Raw genomic sequence first — 25,312 nt, 5'->3', positions numbered from 1 at the left:
AATTACCGCCCGATTGCTGCCGGATTAGCACTTAATTGCCGCCCGATCGTGCGGCGCATCCACGTAAAATCACGTCACTCCTTCCGCCGGCCGCCTTCATGCCCGACACGATCCACTCGAACGTTCCCGCCTCCCCTTCCCCGCAAGCGCTCACGATCATGCTGTGGCTCGTTGCCACCGGCTTTTTCATGCAGACGCTCGATTCGACCATCGTCAACACGGCACTTCCCGCGATGGCTCGAAGCCTTGGCGAAGCGCCGCTGCGCATGCAGGGCGTCGTGATTGCGTACTCGCTGACGATGGCAACCGTGATTCCGTTCTCAGGCTGGCTCGCCGATAAATTCGGCACACGTCACGTCTTCTTCAGCGCCATTTTGATCTTCACCATTGGTTCGCTGCTTTGCGCGAATGCCCATACGCTGATGCAGCTCGTGGTTTATCGCGTGGTGCAGGGCGTGGGAGGCGCGATGTTGCTGCCAGTCGGGCGTCTTGCGGTGCTGCGCGTCTTTCCTGCCGAACGATATCTGCCGGCGTTGTCGTTCGTGGCGATTCCCGGGCTGATCGGACCGTTGATCGGGCCGACGCTTGGCGGGTGGATCGTGCAGATTGCGTCGTGGCACTGGATCTTCCTGATCAACGTGCCGGTGGGCGTCATTGGGTGCATCGCGACCCGGCTTTTCATGCCCGACAGCCGTAATCCCGCGACCGCGCCTTTTGATCTCGCCGGGTATTTGCTCCTGGCCGTCGGCATGGTGGCGCTGACGATCTCACTCGATGGCCTCGCCGATCTCGGCTTGCAGCATGCCATCGTGCTTGTGCTTCTGGTATTGAGCCTGGCGTGTTTTGTCGCTTATGGCTTGCATGCGGTGCGCGTGCCGCAACCTATCTTTTCGCTTGATCTCTTCAAGATCCATACGTTCAGCGTTGGTCTGCTCGGCAATCTGTTTGCGCGGATTGGGAGTGGCGCGATGCCTTATCTTCTGCCGCTTCTGCTGCAGGTGAGCCTGGGTTATTCCGCTTTCGAAGCCGGCCTGATGATGCTGCCCGTCGCGGCGGCCGGGATGGTGTCGAAGCGCATTGTGACGAAACTGATCATGGCGCGGGGATATCGGCGGGTGTTGGTCGTCAATACGGTACTGGTCGGGCTGACCATGGCGAGTTTTTCGCTCACTAGCGCGGAGCAGCCGCTTTGGGTGCGGTTGATTCAGCTGGCGTTCTTTGGCGGCGTCAATTCCATTCAGTTCACCGCGATGAATACGCTTACGCTCAAGGATCTTGGCACGGGCGGCGCCAGCAGCGGGAACAGTCTGTTTTCACTCGTGCAGATGCTTTCGATGAGTCTCGGCGTGACGATTGCCGGGGCGGTTTTGGCGACTTTTACGGGGATTCTGCCGAAGGTCACGGAGACGAATTCTCTTCCGGCATTTCACGCGACGTTCCTTTGCGTGGGGGTTATTACGGCTGCATCGGCATGGATTTTTGCGCAACTTGCGCCGGAGATTCGGGCGGTGAAGAGTATGGAGACGGATCCTTCGGAGGCGCACTAGGGTGGAGTGGGGTGGGGTCCTCCTTTTTGCGGTTTCGCGGGTTGGGTTCTGGCTGTTCTGTTTAGCACTGTTAGCCACTGCCCGTGGCGGGACTTCCTTTCACAAGGTTTGATGCTGACGCTTGGGCGGTTGGTTGTAGGGGGCGGGGGTGATGCTGGGCTGGTGCTTTTTAAGTCTCCGGGGGTTTCTTGCTAGCTGTTCTCTTTAGCACTGTTAGCCACTGTCCGTGGCGGGACTTCATTTCACAAGGTTTGACGCTGGCGCTCGCGGTTGTTTGTAGTGGTCGGGGTTAGCGCCGGGTTGTTTCTGCCTAGGCCTTCGCGGGTTCTGCCTTATCTGATCTCTTTATCACTGTTAGCCACTGTCCGTGGCGGGACTTCATTTCTTTGTCCAACGGCGACAAAGAAACGAAGCAAAGAAAACGCCTCTCAACCGCTAATTCTTAAGTGTNGTCCGTGGCGGGACTTCATTTCTTTGTCCAACGGCGACAAAGAAACGAAGCAAAGAAAACGCCTCTCAACCGCTAATTCTTAAGTGTCCACAGCGTGCAGCGACAACTGTGTGGCACGCAAGAAGCACCCTCAGCGCATAACCACGTCCCGCTGAAACCCTCCCCCTCCGTTCACGGCAACCCACACGCTTCGCCACCAGTGTGGGAATCCACTAACCAGGCCTCCGCGCTACGCGCGCTGGCGCCCAAATGGAAAAAGCGCAGTACTGGCGGCAAAGTCTGCGGTTCAAGATGCTTGGCCTGTTATGAGCTCAACCCTTCGTTAACCGTTGGACGGATTTCCGTATTAATAGATTCCGACACTGGTGGCGAAGCGTGTGGGTATCTGTTGCCGGAGCGGGAGGGTTCCAGGAGGACGTGGTTATACGCTGAGGGTGCTTCTTGCGCCTTAAGAATTAGCGGTGGAAAGGCGTTTTCTTTGCTTCGTTTCTTTGTCGCCGTTGGACAAAGAAATGAAGTCCCGCCACGGACAGTGGCTAACAGTGATAAAGAGATCAGCCAACAACGAACCCGCGAAGGCCCAAACAGCAGCAACCCATCTCCGCCCCGCCCACCCCGCCGCCCCTCCCAAAGCGCCAAAAAACCCCGAACATGTGCGAACAAAAACCCCTTCGCACTAGAAAAGTGCACACATCCACCCCACCCACGATCAAAACCCCCACCGGCGCCAGCCCCTCCAAACGACCCCGCCTTATCTCGAATACCCGCTAAATGCGCATATTTCTTGCTCCTCCGAGAGAGGTCCTATCCTGTAAACTGGCGTAGCCGAAAATCTTCCCACCCCCGAGCTGCGCTCGAACACCCGCCCCCACACCATGAGCATGGTTGATATCGACCCTCCCCGCTTTCAACCGCCCCGCCCCATCGCGGGCGACGACGGCTCGCGGCGAACCGTCCTGTACGGCGAATACACCGTGTTCAGCGTGTTTCAACCCGTGTTCTCGGTGTCGCACCGGCGCGCCATCGGTTATCACGCATCACTGCGCGCCCGCGACGATACCGGCCGCCAAGTGCCATCGCATGAAGTCTTCACGCAGGCCGCCCGGCGCGGCGATCTACTGGAACTCGGACGGCTCGCCGAATCGCTGCATCTGGGCAACTTCTTTTCCTTCGATAGCAACGACGAATGGCTTTTCCTGAGCCTCCACCCAGCCGCGTTGATGGACACGAGCTACGGCGACGCACTGCTGGCATCGCTGAAAAACGTGGGACTGCCGCCGCAACGCGTGGTGCTCGAAGTGCCCGAACAAGCGGGCGGCGAGACGACGCGCTTTGCAGAAATCATCGATTCGTTGCGCAAGTCAGGCTTCCTGATCGCGCTGGATGGCTTCGGCGTGAAGCATTCGAACATCGACCGCGTGTGGCATCTGCGGCCGGATATTGTGACGCTCGACCGATGCATCCTGCAGCAAGCAAGCGAACATTCGCATATTGAACGCGTGCTACCGGGTCTGGTTTCGCTATTGCACGAATCCGGGCAACTCGTGCTGATGGGCGGCCTGAGCACTGAACGCGATGCGTTGATCGCTCTCGAATGCGGCGTTGATTTCGTGCAAGGCGCATATTTCGCGGGCCCGAGCGTGGAAGCGGTGAAACCGCAAGCGGCGCAAGGCGTGATGGACGCGCTGTCCGCCGCTTCGCGTGAACGGGTGGCAGCGCGCGAACGGGCGCAATCGGCGCGGCTCGCGCCGTACGTGAGCGCGCTGGAAAGCGCGGCGGCGCAGCGGGTGGAAGGCGCCGGTCTCGCCGATGCAACCCGCGGCCTCCTGCAACTTCACGAGACAGCCCGCTGCTTCCTGCTCGACGCGTCCGGCCGTCAGATTGGCGACAACATTCTGCCGGCGGCGCGCGCATCGCAGCGCGCGAAGCGTTTCCGGCCGCTGCTGCATTCCGAAGGCGCGAGTTGGGAACGCCGGCCGTATTTCATCGAGGCATTGCGTACGCCCGATCGCGTGCATCTGACTGCGCCGTATCTGTCGATCAACGAAGCGCACTTGTGCGTGACGGCATCGATTGCCGCGTCAACGCCGCGCGGCCTCGAAGTGCTATGCGTCGACATCAACTGGGATGTGACGTCGCAACGGCGCTAGGTTCGCGCCGCTGACAACTCACGCAGGCGAGCTCATCAGCGCAGCCTTGACGGTGCGCGCAAGGTCGCCGATCTGAAACGGCTTTCTGAGCACCGCGTATCCATCGACCCGCTCCTTCGATACATCCACGTCCGCATACCCGGTCGCGAGAATCACCGGCAGTTGCGGATGCGTGCGCTTCACCTCCGATATGACTTCGAGCCCGTTCATGCCGGGCATCGCGAAATCGACCATCAGGAGGTCGGGATTGTCAGCGCGCAAACGATCGAGACCAAGCCGGCCCTGGGCCGCTTCCGTCACGGTATAGCCAAGCATTTTCAGACAGTCGACCAGGAAGCTGCGCACATCGACGTCATCTTCGATCACGAGAATCCGCTGATGCCCGTCCGAACGCTCGTCGAAGGTTTCCGGCACGGCGGCTTCGGCCACGTGCCGTTCGCGCAAGGGCAACCAGAGTTCCACGGTCGTGCCCTTGCCTTCCTCGCTGTGAATTCGCGCCGTGCCGCCGGCCTGCGTTGCAATGCCGTACACCTGGCTCAAGCCAAGTCCCGTTCCCTTTCCCACTGGCTTCGTCGTGAAAAACGGATCGAAGACGCGCGTCAGCAATTCCGGCGCGATACCCGTGCCGGTATCGCTTACGCCGATCACCGCGTACTGGCCTGCCGGCAAGGTTGCGTCCGGCGCGCTGCGCTGGTTCACGTGAATGGTCAGCACGCCGCCGTCGGGCATGGCGTCGCGCGCGTTGATCCCGAGGTTCAGCACGGCGAGTTCGAGCTGGTTGGCGTCGGCGTCGGTCCAGGCTTCGTCGACCTCGAAACGCGTGCCGAAATGGATCCCCGTTCCCAGCGATAACGTCAGCATGTCGCGCATGCCGTGCAGCATCGAAATGACATCGATGGCCTTGAGGTCCAGGTTGCTGCTGCGCGAAAACGTCAGCAACTGACCGGTGAGCTTCGCGCCGCGTTCGGTGGCGCGCTTGACGGTCTGCGCCATGTTGTGGACGCGTTCGTCACGGCTCAGGCGCGTGATCAGCTCCGCGTTGCCCATGATGACGTTGAGCAGATTGTTGAAATCGTGCGCAATACCGCCCGTCAGTTGCCCGAGCGCTTCCATTTTTTGAGCTTGCACGAGCACGGCCTGAACCTTCGCGCGTTCGTGGATCTCCTTCATCAACCGGTCATTCGCCGATGCCAGCTCCTCCGTGCGCTCGGCAATCCGGCTTTCGAGCGTGTCGTTCAATCGCTCGACCGCAAGCTGGCTCGCTCGAATTTTTTCGTTCACTTCGTGCCGGTCGGTGACATCGAGCGATACCCCGATGATCCGCGTCGTCACAGCGCCTGTCGCGTTGTTGACGGTTCGCATTGGATGGCCGCGCGACTCGACCCAATGCACCGATCCATCCGGCCAGACCGCGCGATATTCGATCGTGAGATTGGTGTTTTCGCGAACGCAGCGTTCGAGCGCGAGCTGGCGCATCTCCCGGTCGTCCGGATGAACGGCCTCGACGAGTTGCGCGTGATCTATTGCCGATACCTTGTGCCCGAAAATCTTGCGCAATGCCTCGGTGGATCGCAGCGCGCCCGTCTCGACATCGAGTTCCCACGATCCCAGCCGGCCTGCCGCAAGCGCGAGATGCAGTCGTTCCTGCGATTCGACACGCTCCGCAAGCTGGCGTCGCGCCTCGTATTGCCGCAATCGCGCGCGCAACGAGGACGTCACTGCGCGACGCAAGGTTTCTGCGTGCAGCGGCCGTTCAAGCACGACGACGTTGCCGAGTTTTTCGAGTAAATCGAGCGCCTGTTTCGGACGTTCGATGCGCTTGGTCGCGAGCAGGATCAACGGAAAGTCGGACCACGTCGCCTGCTGCTCGAGCCACTGGAACAGCAGCGGCATGGCGTCGTCGGAGAGTGCTTCCTCCGCGATCAGCGCCGTGCCCGCACCCGCGCGCAGTTCGTGGTTGAGCATTGCCGCGTCTTGGCATACGAGACATTTGCGACCGTCGCGGCTCAGGACTTCTCCGATGACATGGGCATCTCGGCCACGCGGAGCAAGGATCAAGACCCGGTTTTCCACGGCTACGCGTCCTTCGAGGCAGAAGCCCCGAGCATCGCGGAGTCGCCACGGTAGGTAGGCAATCCGGCAAGCACGCCGTCGAAGTCGCGCAGTGCTTCGCTGATCTCGATACCGCCCTGGGCCAGCCGGAATTGCCGGATCGTGCGTTCATGCGCGCTGCCGCGGCTCTTCACGGTTGCAAGCGCGGTCAGTACTTCGCCCTGATGCTCGAAGTAGCGGAACAGGATCATGGAATCGCTCAGATAGCTGATGTCGATATCCGTCTGCACTTCGCCGACTATCCCATGCTGTCCGAGCACCAGCATGGTCACAACGCCGCGCTGGTTCAGATAACCCAGGAGTTCATGCATCTGGAGCAACAGGTAACGCTCTCCGGGCATTGCCTGGAGATAGGCATTCAGACTGTCGATAGCCACATAACGCACGCCGTCTTCTTCAACAGCTTCGCGCACGTCGGTCGTGAACTGTCCCGGCGACATCTCGGCCGGATCGATCTGGCGCAAGGTCAGTTGACCGTTTTCAAGGTACGGCGAAAGGTCCAGGCCAAGGGCCTTCGAGCGCAGCAACAGGGTGCGCAGGGTTTCGTCGAAGAGGTAATACATGCAGCGCTCGCCGCGCTGCAAGGCGGCCATCAGACAGCACACCACGCTCGTTGTTTTTCCTACGCCCGACGGTCCCATCAGCAACGTATTCGTGCCGGGAATCAGGCCGCCACCGAGCATGGCGTCGAGACCCGGAGAACCCGTGCTCAATGGCTGGCTGGAAAAATCCACATGATGCTCGGCCGCGATCAGACGCGGATACACTTCGATCCCGCCTGTTTCCAGCGTGAAATCGTGGAAACCCTCGCGGAATTTCAAGCCACGCATTTTTGCCACGCGCAACCGGCGACGCGCGCCGCCGTAATCATGCACCAGTTGATCAAGACTGACTACGCCGTGTGCAATGCTGTGAAGCTGAAGATCGCCTGGGTCGGACGTGTTGTCATCGAGCAGGAATACGGTGCATTCGCGCGTGGCGAAGTAGCGCTTGAGAGCAAGAATCTGGCGGCGGTATCGAAGCGGGTTTTGCGAGAGCAGCCGCAACTCCGACAAACTGTCCAGCACGATCCGCGCAGGTTTGAGCGCTTCGACCTGATGCATCACGTTCTTGACGGTCTCACCAAGCTCCACCTCCGCCGGATGCAGCACGGACTGCTCGTACTCGGGATCGAGCCCTTCGTCGGATAGCAATTCGACGATGGCAATTGCATCGACGTCCCAGCCGTGACCGTCTGCCACGGCGAGCAATTCCGAACGCGTTTCCGAGAGCGTGATGTATAGCCCGGTCTCGCCCAGCTCGGCGCCTCTTAGTAAGAATTGCAGCGCCAGTGTGGTTTTGCCAGCCCCGGGCGAACCTTCGACCAGGTACACGCGATTTGGCGTCAAGCCCCCGCCGAGGATGTTGTCCAGCCCTTCAACACCGGTGGACATTCGGGGTGTACTCGGCAACGGTTGGCGTTTATTTCTCATAGTTGTGTGGTCGTTAAGCACGCTGACGAAGGTGTTGGAAAAATGCAGCAAGGATCAGGCCACCAACGGCCTGGCAGTGCTTTCATGCCTCTGACCGTGCTATCCGGACACTTCGAGCCAGATGCAAAAAGCCCTCCTTGCGGAGGGCTTTAAACGCGAAACTTCACGAGTCTCGCGGACTTCATGTTCATCGCGGAAGATTACTGCTGCAAAAGAATCAGTGTCTCAAGCACCAAAATTCTTCGATGCAAATTCCCAGTTCGCGATGTTCCAGAATGCTTCGATGAACTTCGGACGCGCATTGCGGTAGTCGATGTAATACGCGTGTTCCCATACGTCGATGGTCAGCAGCGCCTTCGCGTCCGTGGTCAGCGGCGTGGCGGCATTGCTCGTTGAAACGATATCGAGCGAACCGTCCGTCTTCTTCACGAGCCACGTCCAGCCCGAACCGAACGTGCCGGTCGCGACCTTCGCGAACTCTTCCTTGAATTTGTCGAACGAGCCGTACTTGGCGTTGATTGCGTCGGCGAGCGCGCCGGCCGGAGCACCGCCACCCTTGGGCGAGAGGCTGTTCCAGAAGAACGTGTGGTTCCAGACCTGGGCTGCGTTGTTGAACACGCCGCCCGATGCCTTCTTGACGATTTCTTCAAGCGACAGGTTTTCGAATTCGGTACCCGGAATCAGCTTGTTCAGGTTCGTCACATAGGTTTGGTGATGCTTGCCATAGTGATACTCAAGCGTTTCTTCCGACATGTTCGGAGCGAGTGCGTTCTTTTCGAACGGCAACGGCGGGAGGGTATGTTCCATGGTGCGAGCTTCCTTCTATGTTGAATTATGGGGGACGTGAGGAGTGAAGCAATGGAGCACTCGATTGTAGGCGAGTTGGGATAACCCCGCAAATTGCGGGTTTTTATGAGCATTATCGGTTACGAAGCATGAACGGCGGCGTAAAAAATGCTCCAGCAGACACGCTATCCCGTCAAAACTACGGGCCTGTCAGCGCTCCTAATTCAAGCTGCGCATCGAGCATGCCGGACTCAGAATTCTTCCGATAAACGCGGCTGGACATCCGCCAGCAGAACGTCCGCCGCACCTTCCGCAAGATGCACGGTCAGTGCCCGCTTCGGCTGGAGCGCGTTCGGCGAACGCACGGCACGCCCCGACTGTGCATCGATCAACGCAGCGTAGCCACGTTCCAGCGTGCGTTGCGGGCTCAGCACCTGCAATCTCGCCGATAACTCCGACACCCGCGCCGCCGCCCGCTCATGCCTGCGCCCTTGCGAGTCGCCAAGACGCTGCGCCAGGCGCATCAAATGTTCACGTTCGGCGGCGAGATCAGGACGCCAGCGTTGCCAGCGCATCTGCACGAGCGCGAAACGCGCGCGGGCATCGCGCACGGGACGCGCGCCAGCGGATGCAAGCCGCGTCGTCAGCTGCCGCAAGTGAACGCGCTGGCGTTCGAGCCGTTCGGCCGGGCTGACCAGCCGGCGTGCAAGCCAGTCGATCTGCTGCGCGCGCCGTTCCATCATCCGGCCGAAACCACGCGCAAGCGACGCATGCCGATGATCCAGATCCCGCAGCAGCAACACGCGCTGCGGGCTGACGAGTTCGGCCGCCGCCGTGGGCGTGGGCGCGCGGACATCGGCGGCAAAATCGGCGATCGTGAAATCCGTTTCGTGACCCACGCCGCTGACCACGGGCATCGCGCTTTCGGCAATCGCGCGCGCGAGCACTTCTTCGTTGAAGGCCCACAGATCTTCGATAGAACCACCGCCCCGGCACACGATCAGCACGTCCACTTCACGGCGCGCGCAGGCTTCATCGACCATGGCGGCGAGTTTCGCGGCCACGCCCGCGCCCTGCACCGGCGCCGGGTAGACGATCACCGGCACATGCGGCGCGCGACGCGCGAGCGTGGTAAGCACATCGCGCAAGGCGGCCGCCTGCAACGACGTCACGATTCCGATCGCGCGCGGATGTTGCGGCAGCGCGCGCTTTCTCTCGGCAGCGAACAAACCCTCGGCTTCGAGCTTGGCCTTGAGCCTAAGGAACGCTTCGTACAAACGCCCTTGCCCTGTGCGCCGAACCGCTTCCACGCCGAGTTGCAGTTCGCCGCGTGGTTCGTACATCGTGACGAGCCCGCGCACTTCGATCCGGTCGCCTTCACGCGGCGTAAATTCGGCATATTGCGCCCGGCCGCGGAACATCACGCAGCGCATTTGCGCCTGTGCGTCCTTGATCGAAAAGTACCAGTGGCCGCTCGCGGCTTTCGTGAAATTCGAGACTTCCCCCGACACCCAGACCAGCGGAAACGAGCGCTCGAGCATCGAACCAATCGCGCGATTGAGCGCCGAAACGGGAATGACGGCGTCAGCGCTGGAGGCGTCAGTTTGAGGGAAAGGATCGGTGCTCATGTGAGGAAAAGGGCCGGTTATTTGCGGTGGAAAAGCCGCGGAAGCTTATCCGATCGGCCAACGCAGTGTAGCAAGTGTCCACAATGCACAAGTTACCGAAAACAGGCGCTCCCAAATGTGAAATTCATAAGAATGCTAACCAAGCCTTTGTTTTAAAAGGATTCTTTATCTCACAAAAGCTTTTAAACCGAAGCAAGTCCGACCTGACGGCGAAATCCGGCCGATGAACGCCAACTTGTTCACAGAGTTATCCACAGGACCGGCTGTGTAAAACTGTGCCCCGTGTCATTGTCCCTTCGACTGGCGCGCAACGCACCGCCGCGCTAGAGTGCCGGGTTCGAGGATCGCCCGTCGACCGCTTTCTGTTTGCTCAAGTTTGCTTATTTTGGAGAACCGCCCCGATGCACAGGTGCCGGCCGTCAAGCTCAGTTTTTCCTGTTTCGGCATTGTCGTTCTGCTTCAAGCACCGGCCCGCCCGTTCCCGAGCTTTTCCACTTATTAAAAGAAGGGCGCGCCATGTCTGACTTCAAACCGCCGATCGAAAATTTCCTTGCCCGCGAATGGCGCCGGCGCGGGTGGGTCGCGTGGTCGCTTACGCCCTATGCAGCGGTTTTCGGCCTGATCGCTGCGATTCGACGCGGCTTTTTCGCACTCGGCTGGATCAAGCAAATCAACGTGGGCGTGCCTGTCGTCGTGGTCGGCAACGTGACGGTGGGCGGGACCGGCAAGACGCCGACCGTCATCGCGCTCGTGGAAGCGCTGCGCGCCGCCGGCTTCCAGCCGGGCGTCGTCTCGCGCGGTTACGGCGCGAAGATTCACGAAGCCACGCGCGTCACGCCGGAAAGCAAGCCATCGGATGTCGGCGATGAACCCTTGCTGATCGCGCGCCGCACGCACGCGCCCGTGATGGTTTCGCCCGATCGCGTGGCGGCGGCAGAGGCTTTGTTGAAGGCGTTTCCATCGGTCGATGTGATCGTGAGCGACGACGGCCTGCAGCATTACCGTCTCGCGCGCAGCTTCGAACTTGTCGTTTTCGACGACCGTCTCGGCGGCAACGGTTTCCTGCTTCCGGCTGGCCCCTTGCGTGAATCGATGTCACGGCATCGCGACGCGACGCTCATCAACAGCCCGTATGAACGCGCGCTGCCACCATGGCCGAACACGTTCTCGCTGGATCTGACCATCGGCGACGCATGGCTGCTCGATGACCCCGCCGTCCGCCGCCCGCTCGCCGCGTTCAAGGGCGAGCGGATCGTGGCCGCGGCGGGTATCGGTTCGCCGGAACGTTTTTTTGCGTCGCTGCGCGCGGAAGGCTTGACGATCTCGACCCGCGCGTTCCCCGATCACTACGATTACCGCGACAACCCGTTCGCCGGCATCGACGCCGATTCGATCCTGATCACAGAGAAGGATGCAGTAAAATTCGGGGCCTGGCGTGACGCGCGCATCTGGGTCGTTCCCGTGGAAGCCGTGCTCAAGCCCCGCCTCATCGCATTAGTTGTGGAGAAACTTCGTGGACGCACGCCTGCTTGAAATCCTTGTCTGCCCGATTTGCAAGACCCAGCTCACTCATGACCGCGCGGCGCAGGAACTCATCTGCAATGTGGACAAACTCGCGTATCCCATTCGCGACGGCATTCCCATCATGCTGCCCGACGAAGCGCGCCAGACGGTCGAAGGCACGCCCGTCGATCCGCTGAAACCCGTCAGCGGCAACTGATCCTTCCCAAAAGCCAAACCGCGAACGCCAAGACATGAACGCCCATACGCCGGTCGTGCCGCCCTTTATTGCTGTCGTGCCCGCGCGGCTCGCGTCCACGCGGCTGCCGGACAAGCCGCTGGCGGATATCGGCGGAAAGCCAATGGTCGTGCGCGTCGCCGAGCGCGCGCGTTTGTCGGGCGCGCTGCAAGTGCTGATCGCAACGGACTCGCCGCGTGTGGTCGTTGTCGCGAAGGAACACGGTTTCGACGTCCTCCTCACGCGCGCCGATCACCCGAACGGCACGGATCGTCTGGCTGAAGTCGCCACGCATTTCGGCTGGAACGACGAGACCATCGTGGTCAACGTGCAAGGCGACGAACCGCTGATCGACCCGGCGCTCGTGCGCAACGTGGCGGCGCATCTGGCGGCGCATCCGTCGTGCGCCATTGCAACCGCGGCGCATCCCATCCACGATCCAGCCGACGTTTTCAATCCGAACGTCGTGAAAGTCGTGCTCGATGCAAAGAGCGTCGCGCTCTATTTTTCGCGCGCGCCGATTCCCTGGTCGCGTGACGCGTGGCAAAAGGAATGGCCGAATGTGACCGCGCTGGCTTCGCGCCCGCCGGTTCCGTCGAACGTGCTGCGGCATATCGGCTTGTACGCGTATCGCGCGAAGTTTTTGCGGGCTTATCCCACGCTGAGCGTCGCGCCCATCGAAGAAGCCGAGGCGCTCGAACAGCTCCGCGCGCTCTGGCACGGCGAGCGCATCGCGGTCCTGATCACAACCGACGCACCGCCGCCAGGTGTCGATACCCCCGCCGATCTCGCTCGCGTTCGCGCGCTGTTTCCGGCCTCGGCCTAACGCGCCGAAGTACTTCCGTACAACTCGCGTTAACCCCGCCACGCCCCACATAACAAGCCTTTGCGGCCTTTTTTCGGGTCGCCATTGTGACGATGCATGGCATAATCGGCCGGTAGCGCGAGCCTTCCGGTCAGCGCCTTTGCTCCCGAGCGCCCATGTCGACTGGTGCCGCGCCGTCTCCCGAATTCGGCTCGTCGCGCCTCGTTTCGGGCGTCTCCCGGGCAAACGTAAATAGCGGCCGGACGCCAGATAAGCCTCGCAGCGAGAGCGGTTTCTATTCGATTCGGAGATATCACCATGCGTTTGATCCTGTTGGGCGCTCCCGGCGCCGGCAAGGGCACCCAGGCCACCTTCATCAAGGAAAAGTTCGGCATTCCGCAAATCTCGACCGGCGACATGTTGCGCGCCGCCGTGAAAGCCGGTTCGCCGCTCGGCGTGGAAGCCAAGCGCTTCATGGACGCGGGCGAGCTCGTGCCGGACACGTTGATCATCAACCTCGTGAAGGAGCGCCTGCAGGAGCCGGACTGCGCGAACGGTTATCTGTTCGACGGTTTTCCGCGCACGCTTCCCCAGGCCGACGCCATGAAGCAGGCGGCTGTTGTCATCGACTATGTGCTGGAGATCGACGTGCCGTTCGCGGACATCATCGAGCGCATGAGCGGACGACGCTCGCACGCCGCGTCGGGCCGCACGTATCACGTCAAATTCAATCCGCCGAAGCAGGAAGGCCGTGACGACGTAACCGGCGAGCCGCTGATCCAGCGCGACGACGACAAGGAAGAGACCGTGAAAAAACGGCTCGACGTGTACGTGGCGCAAACCAAGCCTTTGATCGATTACTACAACAACTGGTCGAAGCACGGCGACAACAACGGCTTGAAGGCGCCGGAATATCGTCGTATTTCGGGCCTCGGTACCGTCGATGAAATCCGTCAGCGCGTGTTCGACGCATTGACCTGATTCAACGCTTCGGCGCCGCAAGCACGCCTTTTGGAAACCCGCTCGTGCTTCACCGGCCGAGCGGGTTTTTTCGCTTTTGCAGATCTCTGGCACATACCGCAACTGAGGAGCACACAGCATGGATATCCAGGACAACGTTTTTCTCGTCACCGGCGGCGCATCGGGTTTGGGCGCGGCGACGGCGCAATTGATCCGCGATCATGGCGGCAAGGTCGTGATTGCAGACATGAACGAAGCTGGCGGCGAGAAGCTCGCGAAGGAACTCGGCGGCGTGTTCGTGAAGTGCGACGTGAGCCGTGAGGAAGATGGCCAGCGCGCCGTGGACGCGGCAGTTCAACTCGGCAGCTTGCGCGGCCTCGTGAACTGCGCGGGCATCGCGCCGGCGGCGAAGACCGTCGGCAAGGACGGCCCGCATTCACTCGACGTATTCGCGAAGACCATCGGCGTGAACCTGATCGGTACGTTCAACATGATCCGGCTCGCAGCCGCCGCCATGTCGAAGAACGAACCGAACGCGGCCGGCGAGCGCGGCGTGATTGTCAGCACGGCGTCAGTTGCGGCCTACGACGGCCAGATTGGCCAGGCGGCGTACGCGGCATCGAAAGGCGGCGTGGTCGGCATGACCTTGCCGATCGCGCGTGACTTGTCGCGCAACGGCATCCGCGTGATGACCATTGCACCGGGCATTTTTGAAACGCCGATGCTGCTCGGCATGCCGCAGGAAGTGCAAGACGCGCTCGGCGCCATGGTGCCGTTCCCATCGCGCCTCGGCAAACCGAACGAATACGCGATGCTCGTCAAACATATTTTCGATAACCCCATGCTCAACGGCGAAGTCATTCGCCTGGACGGAGCAATCCGGATGCAACCGAAGTAAACGCAAAACGGCGGCGCATCGTGAATGATGGGCCGCCGTTTTTTAGAAGCGAAGCGAAAAAATCAATCGCTGTCGTGCTGCGTGCGCTGCCTGAGTTCGTGCAACTCCGTCTCCACGACGGTTGCGTCCTCGGCATCCGGACGGTCATCCAGGTACCGACGCAAATCTTCCATGGCCGGACGCAAATAATCGAGACGCGCGTAGGCGAACCCGCGATCCCGTACTTCTTCAATGCTGCCGGGCATCAGGATCACGAGCCGTTGTTGCACGGCAAGCAAACGCTGCCAGCGCTCCGTCTGCAAATAGATGCTCTTGAGATTGCGCAACATTCGTCCGATGATTTCCCGCCGCGTCGCCGGCTGCAACAGCACGCGCAACGCGCTGCCGATCGATTCGCCAACCCGCTGCACGTAAGGCTCGAGCATCTCGACCATCGCGGATTCCGATAGCGAATGCCCAGTGGTCGGATCGAGCATCACGTCGCCCTCCGGCGTGGTCACGCGCAACAGGAAATGCGCCGGGAACGACACGCCGCGCACGGGAATGCCAAGCTGTTCACTCATCTCCAGATACACCACGGCAAGCGAAATCGGAATGCCGCGCCGGCGCTTCAGCACCATGTTCAGGTGGCTGTTATCCGGGTCGTAATAATCGTTGAGATTGCTGGTGAAACCCAGCTCGCGGAAGAAAAACCGGTTGAGCACGCCGACTTTCTGCTTGATATCGGCGTCATCCGGCATGCGCCGCCGAACCCGCAGAACCAGCTCGTCGATCTCGGCCAGCACGCCCTGCAAATCGAGATCGGGATACGCGTCCTGCGCAAGCGACAACGCCGCCTCCGTCAGGGGCAGACTGTCGTCCTCCGCCACCAGCGAAGTGAAATAGTCGAGCATGCGCGTCGTCGTCATCACAGCGTTCGCCTTCTGAAATACGCGTATTTGAAGCCCATCGCGGAGAGCATACCGAAATATAGCGCAGCGAATACAACCAGGCTGGCCCCGAGAAGCGCGATGCGTTGCAGCGGCGCGGCACGCATGCCAATCCAGTCGAAGTTGCCCGATACCCAGTGCATCACTCCCGCCAGCACGAGACATGCCCCGACCAGTTGGGCGAAGAAACGCGTCCATCCGGGCGACGGCTGGTAAATCCCGCGCTTCCTCAAGCCGATAAACAACATTGTCGCGTTCACGCATGCGCCGAGCCCGATCGACAACGTCAAACCGGCATGCGCGAAGATCGGTACGAAGATCAGGTTGCTCAACTGAATCGCGATCAACACCAGGATGCCGATAATCACGGGCGTCTTGATGTCCTGCTTCGCGTAAAAGCCCGGCGTAAGGATCTTGATCAGGATCAGGCCGACCAGCCCGATGCCATACATTGCAAGCGCGCGGCCAACCATGACAACGGAGTTTGCATCGAATTTGCCGTAGCCGAAGAGCGTTGCGGTGAGCGGCTGGGCGAAGAAAAACAGCGCAACCGCGCTGGGCGCAGCCAGCAAGAACGTGATGCGCAAGCCCCAATCCAGCAGCGCTGAGTATTCGACCGGATCCTTGTCCACATGCGCCTTCGAAAGGCTTGGCAGCAGGATCGTGCCGAGCGCGGCGCCGAGCAGCGCGCTCGGAAACTCCATCAGACGGTCGGAATAGTTGATCCACGAAACCGCGCCCGGTCCGAGCCGCGACGCAATGTTCGTGTTGATGATCAAGCTCAATTGCGCGACGGACACGCCGAAGGTCATCGGCACCATTTTGATCAGCACGCGCTTGACGCCGGGATGCCGAAGCGCCTTCACAAAATTCCAGCCGATGCGCGGAATCATGTCGATCTTCTTGAGCCCCGGCAGTTGCACGAGAAACTGCAGGATTCCGCCGGCAATCACCGCATACGCGAGCGCGTAGATAGGCACTTTCAGATGCGGCGCGAGGAAAACGGCGGCCACGATAAAAGAAACGTTGAGCAGCACCGGCGCGAACGCGGGCAGCGAGAACTTCCGGTACGTATTCAGCACGCCCGACGCAAGCGACGTCAGCGAGATGAAAATGATGTACGGGAACATGATCTGGGTCATGGTCACAGCAAAGCCGAACGCGCGTCCATCGTGTTCGAGGCCCGACGCCACGGCGAACACGACCCAGGACGCGCCCGCCACGCCCGCGATCGATACCACCGCGAGCGCCCAGGCAAGCACGGTCGACATGGCATCGACGAGCGCCTTGGTTGCGTCGTGTCCCTCCGTGTTCTTGAACTCGGCGAGGATTGGCACGAACGCCTGCGAGAACGCCCCTTCTGCGGACAGGCGCCGCAGCAGGTTCGGGATGCGGAACGCGACGTAGAACGCGTCGGTGAATTGGCTGGCGCCGAAAGCGCGCGCGATCAGCGTTTCGCGGATCAGGCCGGTCACGCGGGAAAGCAGCGTGAAACCGCTGACCGTCAGGAGGGCTCGGATTAGATTCATGGGGCGCTTATTATACGGGCGGCACCGTGAACGCAACGCGTTGCAACAATTGCTGAATAGTTAGAATTTGCAACGATGGTGGTATCTTCTGCAGCCCGGCCACATTTGAACGTGGCCGCGCCGCGACTCCAACACAACCTGCTACGCTTGCCAGTCCCATGATTTCGTTGCTATAATCGCCGGTTTCGAAGCTCCTGAATCCGCTTTCGGCACGGGTAAGCCTTTAACCGGGCACCTGCAAAGGTAATTACCAGGCACTGCGGTTTCGCGTCTTCTTTCGACGTTTTTGCGCTTTCGGGCAATCGATCCCGAGAGTTTGATCATAAACAGCGCAACGGATTGACCTCGTTTTATCTTGTGCGGAGCCGGGCCGGCATCAAGCTGGGCTCGCTCCGGAAGCTAAACGGGAAGCGCTGAAACACATAGCTGGAACAGGATAAGGAACCGTCATGGCAAATACCGCACAAGCTCGCAAGCGCGCCCGTCAAAGCGCGAAGGCAAACTCGCACAACTCGGCGCTGCGCTCGAAGTTCCGCACCGCCATCAAGGCTGTTCGCAAGGCAATCGACGCCGGCGACCAAGCCAAGGCTGCGGAAATCTACAAGACGTCGGTCAAGACCATCGACATCATTGCGGACAAGCGCATCGTTCACAAGAACAAGGCTGCTCGCCATAAGAGCCGTCTGTCGGCTGCCATCAAGGGTCTGCAAGCACCTGCTGCTTAAGGATTCCGGTTGCGGTCTGCGCGCCTCAGGCGCGACAGGCTTTTGCTTTTTGCGCTGAAAGATTAAAGGCAATAAAAGCAGCAATGAAAAAACCCGCCTTGGCGGGTTTTTTGTCGTGTACTTGGCAAACGGTTTAGATCGGATTGAAAAGCACGGCTTCCAGGTTGACGTCGCGCTGCCCTATGAACCCTGCTGCTGGGTTCCATGGTGTGGCGGCAATTCGCAGGCTTCCGTCACGAGCAAGTCGTTGTCCTTTGCGAAGTTCATTACGAAGTCGAAAGCCATGGGTTCGATCTCACGCAATCTCGAGTCGAGAATCACCGTCTTCACGTTTCCAAGCAACGTGGGGCGTACATAGATGGAATATGTCAGCCGGGCATTCGGCCCGCGCTTCTTTGGGCCATAACCCGACATCACACCGCAGAGCCGCTCCGACCAGTCACTCGGCCGAAAGGTCTTGCCGTTCGACGTGACGCCCTGGATAAAGTACTCGGTTGGGGTTGTTTCGGCCATGTAGGAATACCTGTTTGACGACCAGCGGAAACCGCCGGCAAACGCGCATGCACGATTGGCAAGTTGAACCGGAAACCAAGCTTTTGCTCAATGAGCCCGGTCGCAGTCAAGCCTTGCGTGGAACCTGACGTGTGGAAACTTCGCACATTGGCGCAGTCTTGCCCGGACGTGTATCAAGCCTCGACACACCTGTTTTCGATGCAATCCACAGCTACCTTGCGGCTTCCTTGTGACGGTATGCAACAAGCATTTCCGCGAACTCCATGGGTACGGCTGCTAAAGGAAACGGCGATACGCAACCGCCGCTTTGAAGCCGTGCTGAGAGCAGCCAAAAGGAGTCAGGGCTGCCGGAGAAACGAGGCCGATTATACAGCAGAGGGCCTTTTTCCGCACTGCACACAAAGGCGCTGAACCACGCCGGACGGGCCGTAAGACCGCTTTTCGCGACAAGCGTTCGATTGTGACCACCTCGTCAAATGGCAGAAATTCCTTTATGCTGAAATTCGATACCACCACGACGGCGGCGCCGTCCGGCGCAATTGCCGGCTGAAGCCGCCGTACGCATTTCATGACCGAAAAAAACATTCGCCACTATCTGCAGTTCAAGGATTTCTCCCTCGACGACTATGACTACGTGCTTGAACGCGCACGCATTCTGAAGCGCAAGTTCAAGAGCTACGAGACATATCATCCGCTGCACGACCGGACGCTGGCGATGATCTTCGAGAAGAACTCCACGCGTACGCGGCTTTCGTTCGAGGCAGGTATCTTCCAGCTGGGCGGCCACGCCGTGTTTCTCAGCACACGCGATACACAACTGGGACGTGGCGAACCGATTGAAGATGCTGCGCAGGTCGTGTCGCGCATGGTCGACATCATCATGATCCGCACGTTCGGCCAGCACATCATCGAGCGCTTCGCCGAGAATTCGCGCGTGCCGGTGATCAATGGCCTGACAAACGAATATCACCCGTGCCAGGTTCTCGCCGACGTCTTCACATATTACGAATTGCGTGGCCCTATCGCGGGGAAAACCGTGGCCTGGGTCGGCGATGCAAACAACATGCTCTACACGTGGATTGAGGCCGCGCAGATCCTCGGCTTCAAATTGCGCCTTTCCACGCCGCCCGGATATTCGCTCGATCCAAGCCTGGTTGCGCCCGAAAGCGCGCCGTTCTACGAAGCATTTGCCGATCCAAACGACGCCTGCACCGGCGCCGATCTCGTCACCACGGACGTCTGGACCAGCATGGGTTTCGAAGCCGAGAACGAAGTCCGCAAGAAAGCCTTCGCGGACTGGTGCGTCGATGCAGACATGATGGCGCGCGCGAATCCCGACGCGCTGTTCATGCACTGCTTGCCGGCGCATCGCGGGGAAGAAGTGAGCGCCGAAGTGATCGACGGTCCGCAAAGCGTTGTGTGGGACGAAGCGGAAAACCGTCTGCACGTTCAGAAGGCGTTGATGGAATATCTGCTGCTCGGCAAGCTCAATCATTGAGATTGGTTTGAAACGCTGCATCGTCCCGAAAATGCGGAATGGCCGCCATTTAGTGTCAAAATAGCGCTTTTCCGCGCGCTGAATGCCCGGCGCACACCGTTTTCCAGCCATACGAGTTCACCATGAGCGATATCAATAAAGTCGTGCTCGCCTACTCGGGCGGCCTCGATACCTCCGTCATCCTGAAGTGGTTGCAAGACAACTACGACGCCGAAGTCGTGACGTTCACCGCTGACATCGGTCAGGGCGAAGAACTCGAACCGGCGCGAAAGAAAGCGTTGCAACTCGGCATCAAGCAGGACAATATTTTTATCGAAGATCTGCGTGAGGAATTTGTCCGCGACTTCGTGTTCCCGATGTTTCGCGCCAACACCATTTACGAAGGCGAATATCTGCTCGGGACATCGATCGCGCGTCCGCTGATTGCGAAGCGTCAGATCGAGATTGCGAGGGCCGTCGGCGCGCAAGCCGTTTCGCACGGCGCGACCGGCAAGGGTAACGATCAGGTGCGTTTCGAGCTTGGCTATTACTCGCTCGAACCGGGCATAAAGGTGATCGCGCCGTGGCGCGAATGGGATCTGCTCTCGCGTGAAAAGCTGCTGGCTTACGCGGAAAAGGCGGGCATTCCTATCGAAATGAAGCACAAGCAAGGCGGCGCGCCCTACTCCATGGACGCGAACCTGCTGCACATTTCGTTCGAAGGCCGCCATCTGGAAGATCCGAAAGCCGAGGCAGAAGCCGATATGTGGCGTTGGACCGTCGCGCCGGAAGATGCGCCGGATGCACCGGAATATCTGGATATCGAATTCGAGAAAGGCGATCCGGTTGCTTTGAATGGCAAGCGTCTGTCGCCGGCGGATATGCTCACCGAGTTGAACGCGATTGGCGGCAAGCATGGCATCGGGCGGCTGGATCTGGTCGAGAACCGGTACGTTGGCATGAAGTCGCGCGGTTGCTATGAAACGCCGGGCGGCACGATCATGCTCAAGGCGCATCGTGGAATTGAGTCGATCACACTGGATCGCGAAGTCGCGCATCTGAAGGATGACCTGATGCCGCGTTACGCCGCGCTGATTTACAACGGATATTGGTGGAGCCCGGAGCGCCGCGCGCTGCAAGTGCTGATCGATCACACGCAAGACAAGGTGAACGGCTGGACGCGCGTGAAGCTGTATAAGGGCAGCGTGACGGTGGTGGCGCGTGATTCGAAGGAAACGCTGTTCGACAAGAACATCGCTACGTTCGACGACGACGGCGGCGCCTACGATCAAGCCGACGCCGGCGGGTTTATCAAGCTGAATGCACTGCGGATGCGGATTGCTGAAAATGCGCGTCGCAAGCGCGGTGGTTGAGCTTTAGTAGAAAATGTGAAAAACCCGCCTTCCGGCGGGTTTTTTTTGCGGCCTCTATCGCCACGCTTTTAAAGGCAGACCGGCTCGGCTTCCAGTTCCACGCCGAATCGCGTTTGAACGTCGCGCTTGATGGCATCGGCGAGTTCGAGGATTTGCGCGCCCGACGCGCCGCCGCGATTCACCAGCACCAGCGCTTGCCGGTCGAGCACCGCGGCCCCGCCGATTGAGCGGCCTTTCCAGCCGCATCGGTCGATCAGCCAGCCTGCCGCTAGCTTGAACTGCCCGTCCGGCTGTTTGTACGACACGACTTCCGGTTCCCGCGCCTTCAACGCATTGAACTCGGCCGCGCTGATCACTGGATTCTTGAAGAAGCTTCCGGCGTTTCCAAGCACGCGCCAGTCCGGCAGCTTTGCCTGACGAACAGAGACCACGGCATTAAAAATGGCTTGGGGATTATCCGCCGCGCCGCTTTCCAGCACGCGCGCGATGTCCGCGTATTCCGCGCGCGGCGTCCATTTTTTCGGCAGACGAAACGTCACCGATACGATCACAAAACGCCCGCGCCCTTCGCGCTTGAAAAAGCTGTCGCGATAACCGAACGCGCACGCATCGCGATCGAATTCGTGCGTTCGTCCCGTCGATAATTCGATCGCCCGCAAGCGCTCGAAGCGCTCGCCCATTTCAAGGCCATACGCACCGATGTTCTGGATCGGCGCCGCGCCGACCGTGCCGGGAATCAGCGCGAGATTTTCGAGTCCTGGAAAACCTTGCGACAAGGTCCACGCAACGAATTCATGCCAGTTTTCTCCCGCACCGGCTTCGATGTAGACGGCTTCTTTGTCTTCATCGACTATTCGGCGGCCGCGCAGGTCCATCAGCAACGCGACGCCGTCGAAATCCTTCGTCAGCACGATATTGCTGCCGCCGCCGAGAATCAGGCGCGCCTGGCCGTTGAGGCGTTCGTCCAGAGCAAGCGCCGCGATTTGCGCCTCTTCTGTCAGCCGGACAGCGTGTTTGGCGCGGACATCGAAACCGAACGTGTTGTGCGCGAGTAGCGGGTAATTGGAGAGGAGTTCGTACTCGGACATTGAGGCAACACTGAGGAGTGGTCTTGGGCAAACCGGGACGGCATCGGTAGAATGACGTTGGTTAGTGATTATAGCGAGTGCGTGCAGGCAGTCTGGCGCCTCGCCTCAACGAAGGGGAATGCAAATGCCATCGTTTGACGTCGTCAGCGAAGCAAACATGATCGAGGTGAAAAACGCCATCGAGCAGTCGAACAAGGAGATCTCCACACGCTTCGACTTCAAGGGTTCGGACTCGCGCATCGAGCAAAAAGAACGTGACCTGACGCTTTTTGCCGACGACGATTTCAAGCTCGGCCAGGTCAAGGACGTGATGTTGTCGAAGCTGGCAAAGCGCAACGTAGACGTGCGATTTCTGGATTACGGCAAGATCGAGAAGATTGGCGGCGACAAGCTGAAGCAAGTCGTTGAGGTCAAGAAAGGTGTGACCGGCGAGCTGGCGAAGAAGATCGTCAAGATGGTCAAGGACAGCAAGATCAAGGTCCAGGCGAGCATTCAGGGCGACGCAGTGCGCATCAACGGCACGAAGCGCGACGACCTGCAAAGCGCAATCGCCATGCTGAAGAAGGATGTGACGGACGCGCCGCTGGATTTTAATAATTTTCGGGATTGATGATCCGGAGAGCTTGACGCGTTGGAGAGCAAAGCCGCCTTTCAGGCGGCTTTCTTGTTTTGCGCCGGCTTGTTAAAGCGCTATTGAGGCGATTGCGCCGCCTTCTTTTGTCCGATGCGACTTTCCTTCCCATCGAGCAACTTCTTGATATTGCCGCGATGCCGCCAGATCAAGAGCGCGCTCATTGCGGCAACTGCCAACGATATACGGCTTGGCCCGAACAGGAAGACATCGAAGAAAGGCGCGAATACCGCCGATACCAACGCGGCCAGCGACGAATACCGGAAGAAGAACGCGATGATGACCCAAGTCAGCAAGGTAGCCAGCCCGAGCACGGGATGAATCGCGAGCAGCACGCCCGCAGCCGTTGCCACACCCTTCCCGCCCTGGAACTTGAAAAATATTGGGTACAGGTGCCCGAGAAAAACAGCAATCGCCGCGAGCGCAACGGCGGTTGAATCCAGTCCGAAGCGCGCCCCGAAATGCACCACGAGCCATACGGCGAACCAGCCCTTGAAGGCATCGCCGAGCAATGTCAGAACGGCGGCCAGCTTGTTGCCCGTGCGCAGCACGTTTGTCGCGCCCGGATTACCGGAGCCGTACGAACGCGGATCGGCGAGGCCCATGGCCGAACTCACCACGACCGCAAACGAGATCGACCCGATCAAATAAGCCACCACAGCGACGATCGCATTGTTCATTGATTTCTTCTTGTCTTCGGAAACGGAGAGCGGGATTTCAAGACGCGCATTCTAATCGACGCTCGCGCAATTCACGGGCGTGGCCTGCAGCAACTCGGTCAGGATTTGCGGCTTGATACTTACCAGATACCCGCGACGCCCGCCGTTCAGATAAATTGTGCCGAGATCGAAAATGCTGGACTCCGCGTACACGGGCATAGCCTTTCGCGTACCGAAAGGCGACGTGCCGCCGATCAGGAAACCCGAGTGGCGGTTCGCGACTTCAGGCTTGCACGGCTCAACCCGTTTCGCGCCGATCTGCCGCGCGAGATTCTTGGTCGATACGGTTTTGTCGCCGTGCATGAGGACAATCAGCGGCTTTGCATGCTCGTCTTCCATGACCAACGTCTTGACGACCGAATGCTCGTCTACGCCGAGTTGGCGCGCGGATTCTTCCGTGCCGCCATGTTCGACATATTCATAAGGATGCTCGCCGAATTCGACCTTATGCCGGCGCAAGAACTGCGTCGCCGGCGTTTCGGAAATGTGTTTTACCTTGGACATGACGGCATTGTAGCGGCGCGAAAGCACGGCCACCATCGGCCGAACGGCCAATTGTGCGAGCGGATTTACTGTGGCACGATCGTTCGGAAATGCTCTCTGGCCTGCGCCACATTGGAGATTCAAACGTGATTCGCGATTCAGAAACCCAGACCTTGCTCGAAGACGCCATCCGCCGTTTCGTGCGCGAGACGCTCGTGCCGCGCGAAGCAGAAGTCGACGAAACCGACCAGATTCCCGCCGATGTCCTCGCGGCCATGCGCGAAATCGGACTGTTTGGATTGACGATTCCGGAAGCGTACGGCGGCCTCGGCCTCACGATGGAAGAGGAAGTGCGCGTGGCGTTCGAACTCGGCCAGACATCGCCGGCGTTCAGGTCGGTGATCGGGACAAACAACGGCATTGGTTCCATCGGCATCTTGCTCGACGGCAGCGAGGAGCAGAAGCGTCACTATTTGCCGAAGCTTGCCGCGGGCGATCTGATCGGCTCGTTTTGCCTGACCGAGCCGGATTCGGGTTCGGATGCGGCGTCGTTGAAAACGTCGGCACGAAAGGACGGCGAGCATTACGTGCTGAACGGCACGAAGCGCTACATCACGAACGCGCCGGAGGCCGGCATCTATACGGTGATGGCGCGCACGAGCGACGCAAGAGGCGCAAGCGGGATTTCGGCGTTCATCGTGGAGCGGGAATCGCCGGGATTGTCGCTTGGAAAGCCCGATAAAAAAATGGGGCAACGCGGCGCGCATACGTGCGACGTGATCTTCGAAAATTGCCGCATTCCTGCCGGGCAATTGATCGGCGGCGTGGAAGGCGTCGGCTTCAAGACCGCCATGAAAGTGCTCGACAAAGGCCGCCTGCATATTGCGGCCGTGGCTATCGGAGCGGCAAAACGGATGCTGCGCGACGCTCTCGCCTATGCGACCGAACGCAAGCAATTCGGCCAGCCGATCGTCGAATTCCAACTCGTGCAAGGCATGCTCGCCGACAGCAAGACCGAGATCTACGCGGCCGAATGCATGGTGCTCGACGCCGCCCGACGCCGCGACGAAGGCCGCGATGTATCGGTGGAAGCGTCGTGCGCGAAATACTTCGCGACCGAAATGTGCGGCCGCGTGGCGGACCGCGCGGTGCAGATTCACGGCGGCGCGGGCTATATCTCGGAATATGGCATCGAGCGGTTTTATCGCGATGTGCGATTGTTCCGGCTCTACGAAGGCACGTCGCAGATTCAGCAAGTGATCATCGCGCGCGGTTTGATGCGCGGCACGGAGATTTAA

At 59.9% G+C, this 25,312-nt stretch carries 22 protein-coding genes; 12 read left to right on the top strand and 10 right to left on the bottom strand.

Going from position 1 to position 25,312, the window contains the following annotated elements; all coding sequences use genetic code 11:
• Positions 1 to 98 precede the first annotated feature (98 nt).
• Together mdtD and ASG35_RS07785 are read left to right on the top strand one after the other, a co-directional pair.
• The gene (mdtD, locus tag ASG35_RS07790) at positions 99 to 1,547 is read left to right on the top strand and encodes a multidrug transporter subunit MdtD (RefSeq protein ID WP_082508286.1); all 1,449 of its coding nucleotides are present in this window, start codon (positions 99 to 101) and stop codon (positions 1,545 to 1,547) included.
• A 1,326-nt stretch (positions 1,548 to 2,873) separates the two neighbouring features.
• A complete protein-coding gene (locus ASG35_RS07785) occupies positions 2,874 to 4,148 on the top strand; it encodes an EAL domain-containing protein (RefSeq protein WP_056355103.1) in 1,275 nt (424 codons plus the stop codon).
• 18 nt (positions 4,149 to 4,166) lie between these two features.
• Here ASG35_RS07785 and ASG35_RS07780 read toward each other — a convergent pair whose 3' ends face one another.
• From ASG35_RS07780 to xseA, 4 genes are all read right to left on the bottom strand, one after another.
• A complete protein-coding gene (locus tag ASG35_RS07780; protein ID WP_235527483.1) occupies positions 4,167 to 6,221 on the bottom strand; it encodes a PAS domain-containing hybrid sensor histidine kinase/response regulator in 2,055 nt (684 codons plus the stop codon).
• Positions 6,222 to 6,223: 2 nt separating this feature from the next.
• Positions 6,224 to 7,693 (bottom strand): ATPase domain-containing protein, encoded by a 1,470-nt coding sequence (locus ASG35_RS07775; RefSeq protein ID WP_235527482.1) that lies wholly within the window; start codon positions 7,691 to 7,693, stop codon positions 6,224 to 6,226.
• Positions 7,694 to 7,957: 264 nt separating this feature from the next.
• Positions 7,958 to 8,539, bottom strand: a complete 582-nt coding sequence (sodB, locus tag ASG35_RS07770; protein WP_056355096.1) for a superoxide dismutase [Fe] — start codon at positions 8,537 to 8,539, stop codon at positions 7,958 to 7,960.
• A 230-nt stretch (positions 8,540 to 8,769) separates the two neighbouring features.
• Complete coding sequence (gene xseA / locus ASG35_RS07765) at positions 8,770 to 10,146, bottom strand: exodeoxyribonuclease VII large subunit (RefSeq protein ID WP_056355093.1); 1,377 nt, start codon at positions 10,144 to 10,146, stop codon at positions 8,770 to 8,772.
• A gap of 516 nt (positions 10,147 to 10,662) precedes the next feature.
• On the opposite strand from xseA, the gene lpxK reads away from it, so the two are divergent.
• From lpxK to ASG35_RS07740, 5 genes are all read left to right on the top strand, one after another.
• The gene (gene lpxK / locus ASG35_RS07760; RefSeq protein ID WP_056355091.1) at positions 10,663 to 11,679 is read left to right on the top strand and encodes a tetraacyldisaccharide 4'-kinase; all 1,017 of its coding nucleotides are present in this window, start codon (positions 10,663 to 10,665) and stop codon (positions 11,677 to 11,679) included.
• Positions 11,660 to 11,866, top strand: a complete 207-nt coding sequence (locus ASG35_RS07755; protein WP_056355089.1) for a Trm112 family protein — start codon at positions 11,660 to 11,662, stop codon at positions 11,864 to 11,866. Before lpxK ends, ASG35_RS07755 begins: the two co-directional genes overlap by 20 nt.
• 34 nt (positions 11,867 to 11,900) lie before the next feature.
• On the top strand, positions 11,901 to 12,710 hold the full coding sequence (kdsB, locus tag ASG35_RS07750; RefSeq protein ID WP_056355085.1) for a 3-deoxy-manno-octulosonate cytidylyltransferase: 810 nt from the start codon (positions 11,901 to 11,903) through the stop codon (positions 12,708 to 12,710).
• Positions 12,711 to 13,007: 297 nt separating this feature from the next.
• A complete protein-coding gene (gene adk, locus ASG35_RS07745) occupies positions 13,008 to 13,670 on the top strand; it encodes an adenylate kinase (protein ID WP_056355083.1) in 663 nt (220 codons plus the stop codon).
• Positions 13,671 to 13,788: 118 nt separating this feature from the next.
• Entirely contained in the window at positions 13,789 to 14,547 is a 759-nt protein-coding gene (locus ASG35_RS07740; protein ID WP_056355080.1) for a 3-hydroxyacyl-CoA dehydrogenase, read from the top strand.
• A gap of 62 nt (positions 14,548 to 14,609) precedes the next feature.
• Here ASG35_RS07740 and ASG35_RS07735 read toward each other — a convergent pair whose 3' ends face one another.
• Together ASG35_RS07735 and murJ are read right to left on the bottom strand one after the other, a co-directional pair.
• Positions 14,610 to 15,455: a SirB1 family protein gene (locus ASG35_RS07735; RefSeq protein WP_056355078.1), complete on the bottom strand. Its 846-nt coding sequence runs from the start codon at positions 15,453 to 15,455 to the stop codon at positions 14,610 to 14,612.
• A complete protein-coding gene (gene murJ, locus ASG35_RS07730; protein WP_056355075.1) occupies positions 15,455 to 17,005 on the bottom strand; it encodes a murein biosynthesis integral membrane protein MurJ in 1,551 nt (516 codons plus the stop codon). Before murJ ends, ASG35_RS07735 begins: the two co-directional genes overlap by 1 nt.
• Positions 17,006 to 17,454: 449 nt before the next feature.
• Here murJ and rpsT point away from each other — a divergent pair, with 449 nt between their 5' ends.
• Entirely contained in the window at positions 17,455 to 17,730 is a 276-nt protein-coding gene (gene rpsT / locus ASG35_RS07725) for a 30S ribosomal protein S20 (RefSeq protein ID WP_047845158.1), read from the top strand.
• Positions 17,731 to 17,910: 180 nt separating this feature from the next.
• Here rpsT and ASG35_RS07720 read toward each other — a convergent pair whose 3' ends face one another.
• Entirely contained in the window at positions 17,911 to 18,243 is a 333-nt protein-coding gene (locus ASG35_RS07720; RefSeq protein WP_056355072.1) for a DUF3579 domain-containing protein, read from the bottom strand.
• A gap of 568 nt (positions 18,244 to 18,811) precedes the next feature.
• Here ASG35_RS07720 and argF point away from each other — a divergent pair.
• Both argF and ASG35_RS07710 read left to right on the top strand, forming a co-directional pair.
• Positions 18,812 to 19,741: an ornithine carbamoyltransferase gene (gene argF / locus ASG35_RS07715; RefSeq protein WP_056355069.1), complete on the top strand. Its 930-nt coding sequence runs from the start codon at positions 18,812 to 18,814 to the stop codon at positions 19,739 to 19,741.
• A gap of 122 nt (positions 19,742 to 19,863) precedes the next feature.
• The gene (locus ASG35_RS07710) at positions 19,864 to 21,093 is read left to right on the top strand and encodes an argininosuccinate synthase (protein ID WP_056355066.1); all 1,230 of its coding nucleotides are present in this window, start codon (positions 19,864 to 19,866) and stop codon (positions 21,091 to 21,093) included.
• Positions 21,094 to 21,161: 68 nt separating this feature from the next.
• Here the strand turns inward: ASG35_RS07710 and murB are convergent, their stop codons facing one another.
• On the bottom strand, positions 21,162 to 22,181 hold the full coding sequence (gene murB / locus ASG35_RS07705; RefSeq protein WP_056355064.1) for a UDP-N-acetylmuramate dehydrogenase: 1,020 nt from the start codon (positions 22,179 to 22,181) through the stop codon (positions 21,162 to 21,164).
• A gap of 124 nt (positions 22,182 to 22,305) precedes the next feature.
• On the opposite strand from murB, the gene ASG35_RS07700 reads away from it, so the two are divergent.
• The gene (locus ASG35_RS07700; RefSeq protein WP_056355061.1) at positions 22,306 to 22,791 is read left to right on the top strand and encodes a YajQ family cyclic di-GMP-binding protein; all 486 of its coding nucleotides are present in this window, start codon (positions 22,306 to 22,308) and stop codon (positions 22,789 to 22,791) included.
• 80 nt (positions 22,792 to 22,871) lie between these two features.
• Here ASG35_RS07700 and plsY read toward each other — a convergent pair whose 3' ends face one another.
• Together plsY and ASG35_RS07690 are read right to left on the bottom strand one after the other, a co-directional pair.
• Positions 22,872 to 23,492: a glycerol-3-phosphate 1-O-acyltransferase PlsY gene (gene plsY, locus ASG35_RS07695; protein ID WP_056355058.1), complete on the bottom strand. Its 621-nt coding sequence runs from the start codon at positions 23,490 to 23,492 to the stop codon at positions 22,872 to 22,874.
• 51 nt (positions 23,493 to 23,543) lie between these two features.
• Entirely contained in the window at positions 23,544 to 24,035 is a 492-nt protein-coding gene (locus ASG35_RS07690; RefSeq protein ID WP_056355346.1) for an aminoacyl-tRNA deacylase, read from the bottom strand.
• A gap of 125 nt (positions 24,036 to 24,160) precedes the next feature.
• Here ASG35_RS07690 and ASG35_RS07685 point away from each other — a divergent pair, with 125 nt between their 5' ends.
• Positions 24,161 to 25,312, top strand: a complete 1,152-nt coding sequence (locus ASG35_RS07685) for an acyl-CoA dehydrogenase family protein (protein ID WP_056355343.1) — start codon at positions 24,161 to 24,163, stop codon at positions 25,310 to 25,312.

This window comes from Burkholderia sp. Leaf177 (assembly GCF_001424345.1).
GTDB lineage: Bacteria > Pseudomonadota > Gammaproteobacteria > Burkholderiales > Burkholderiaceae > Caballeronia.
The sequence above is the reverse complement of the archived record's forward strand: the minus strand, read 5'-3'. Positions and strand labels throughout refer to the sequence as shown.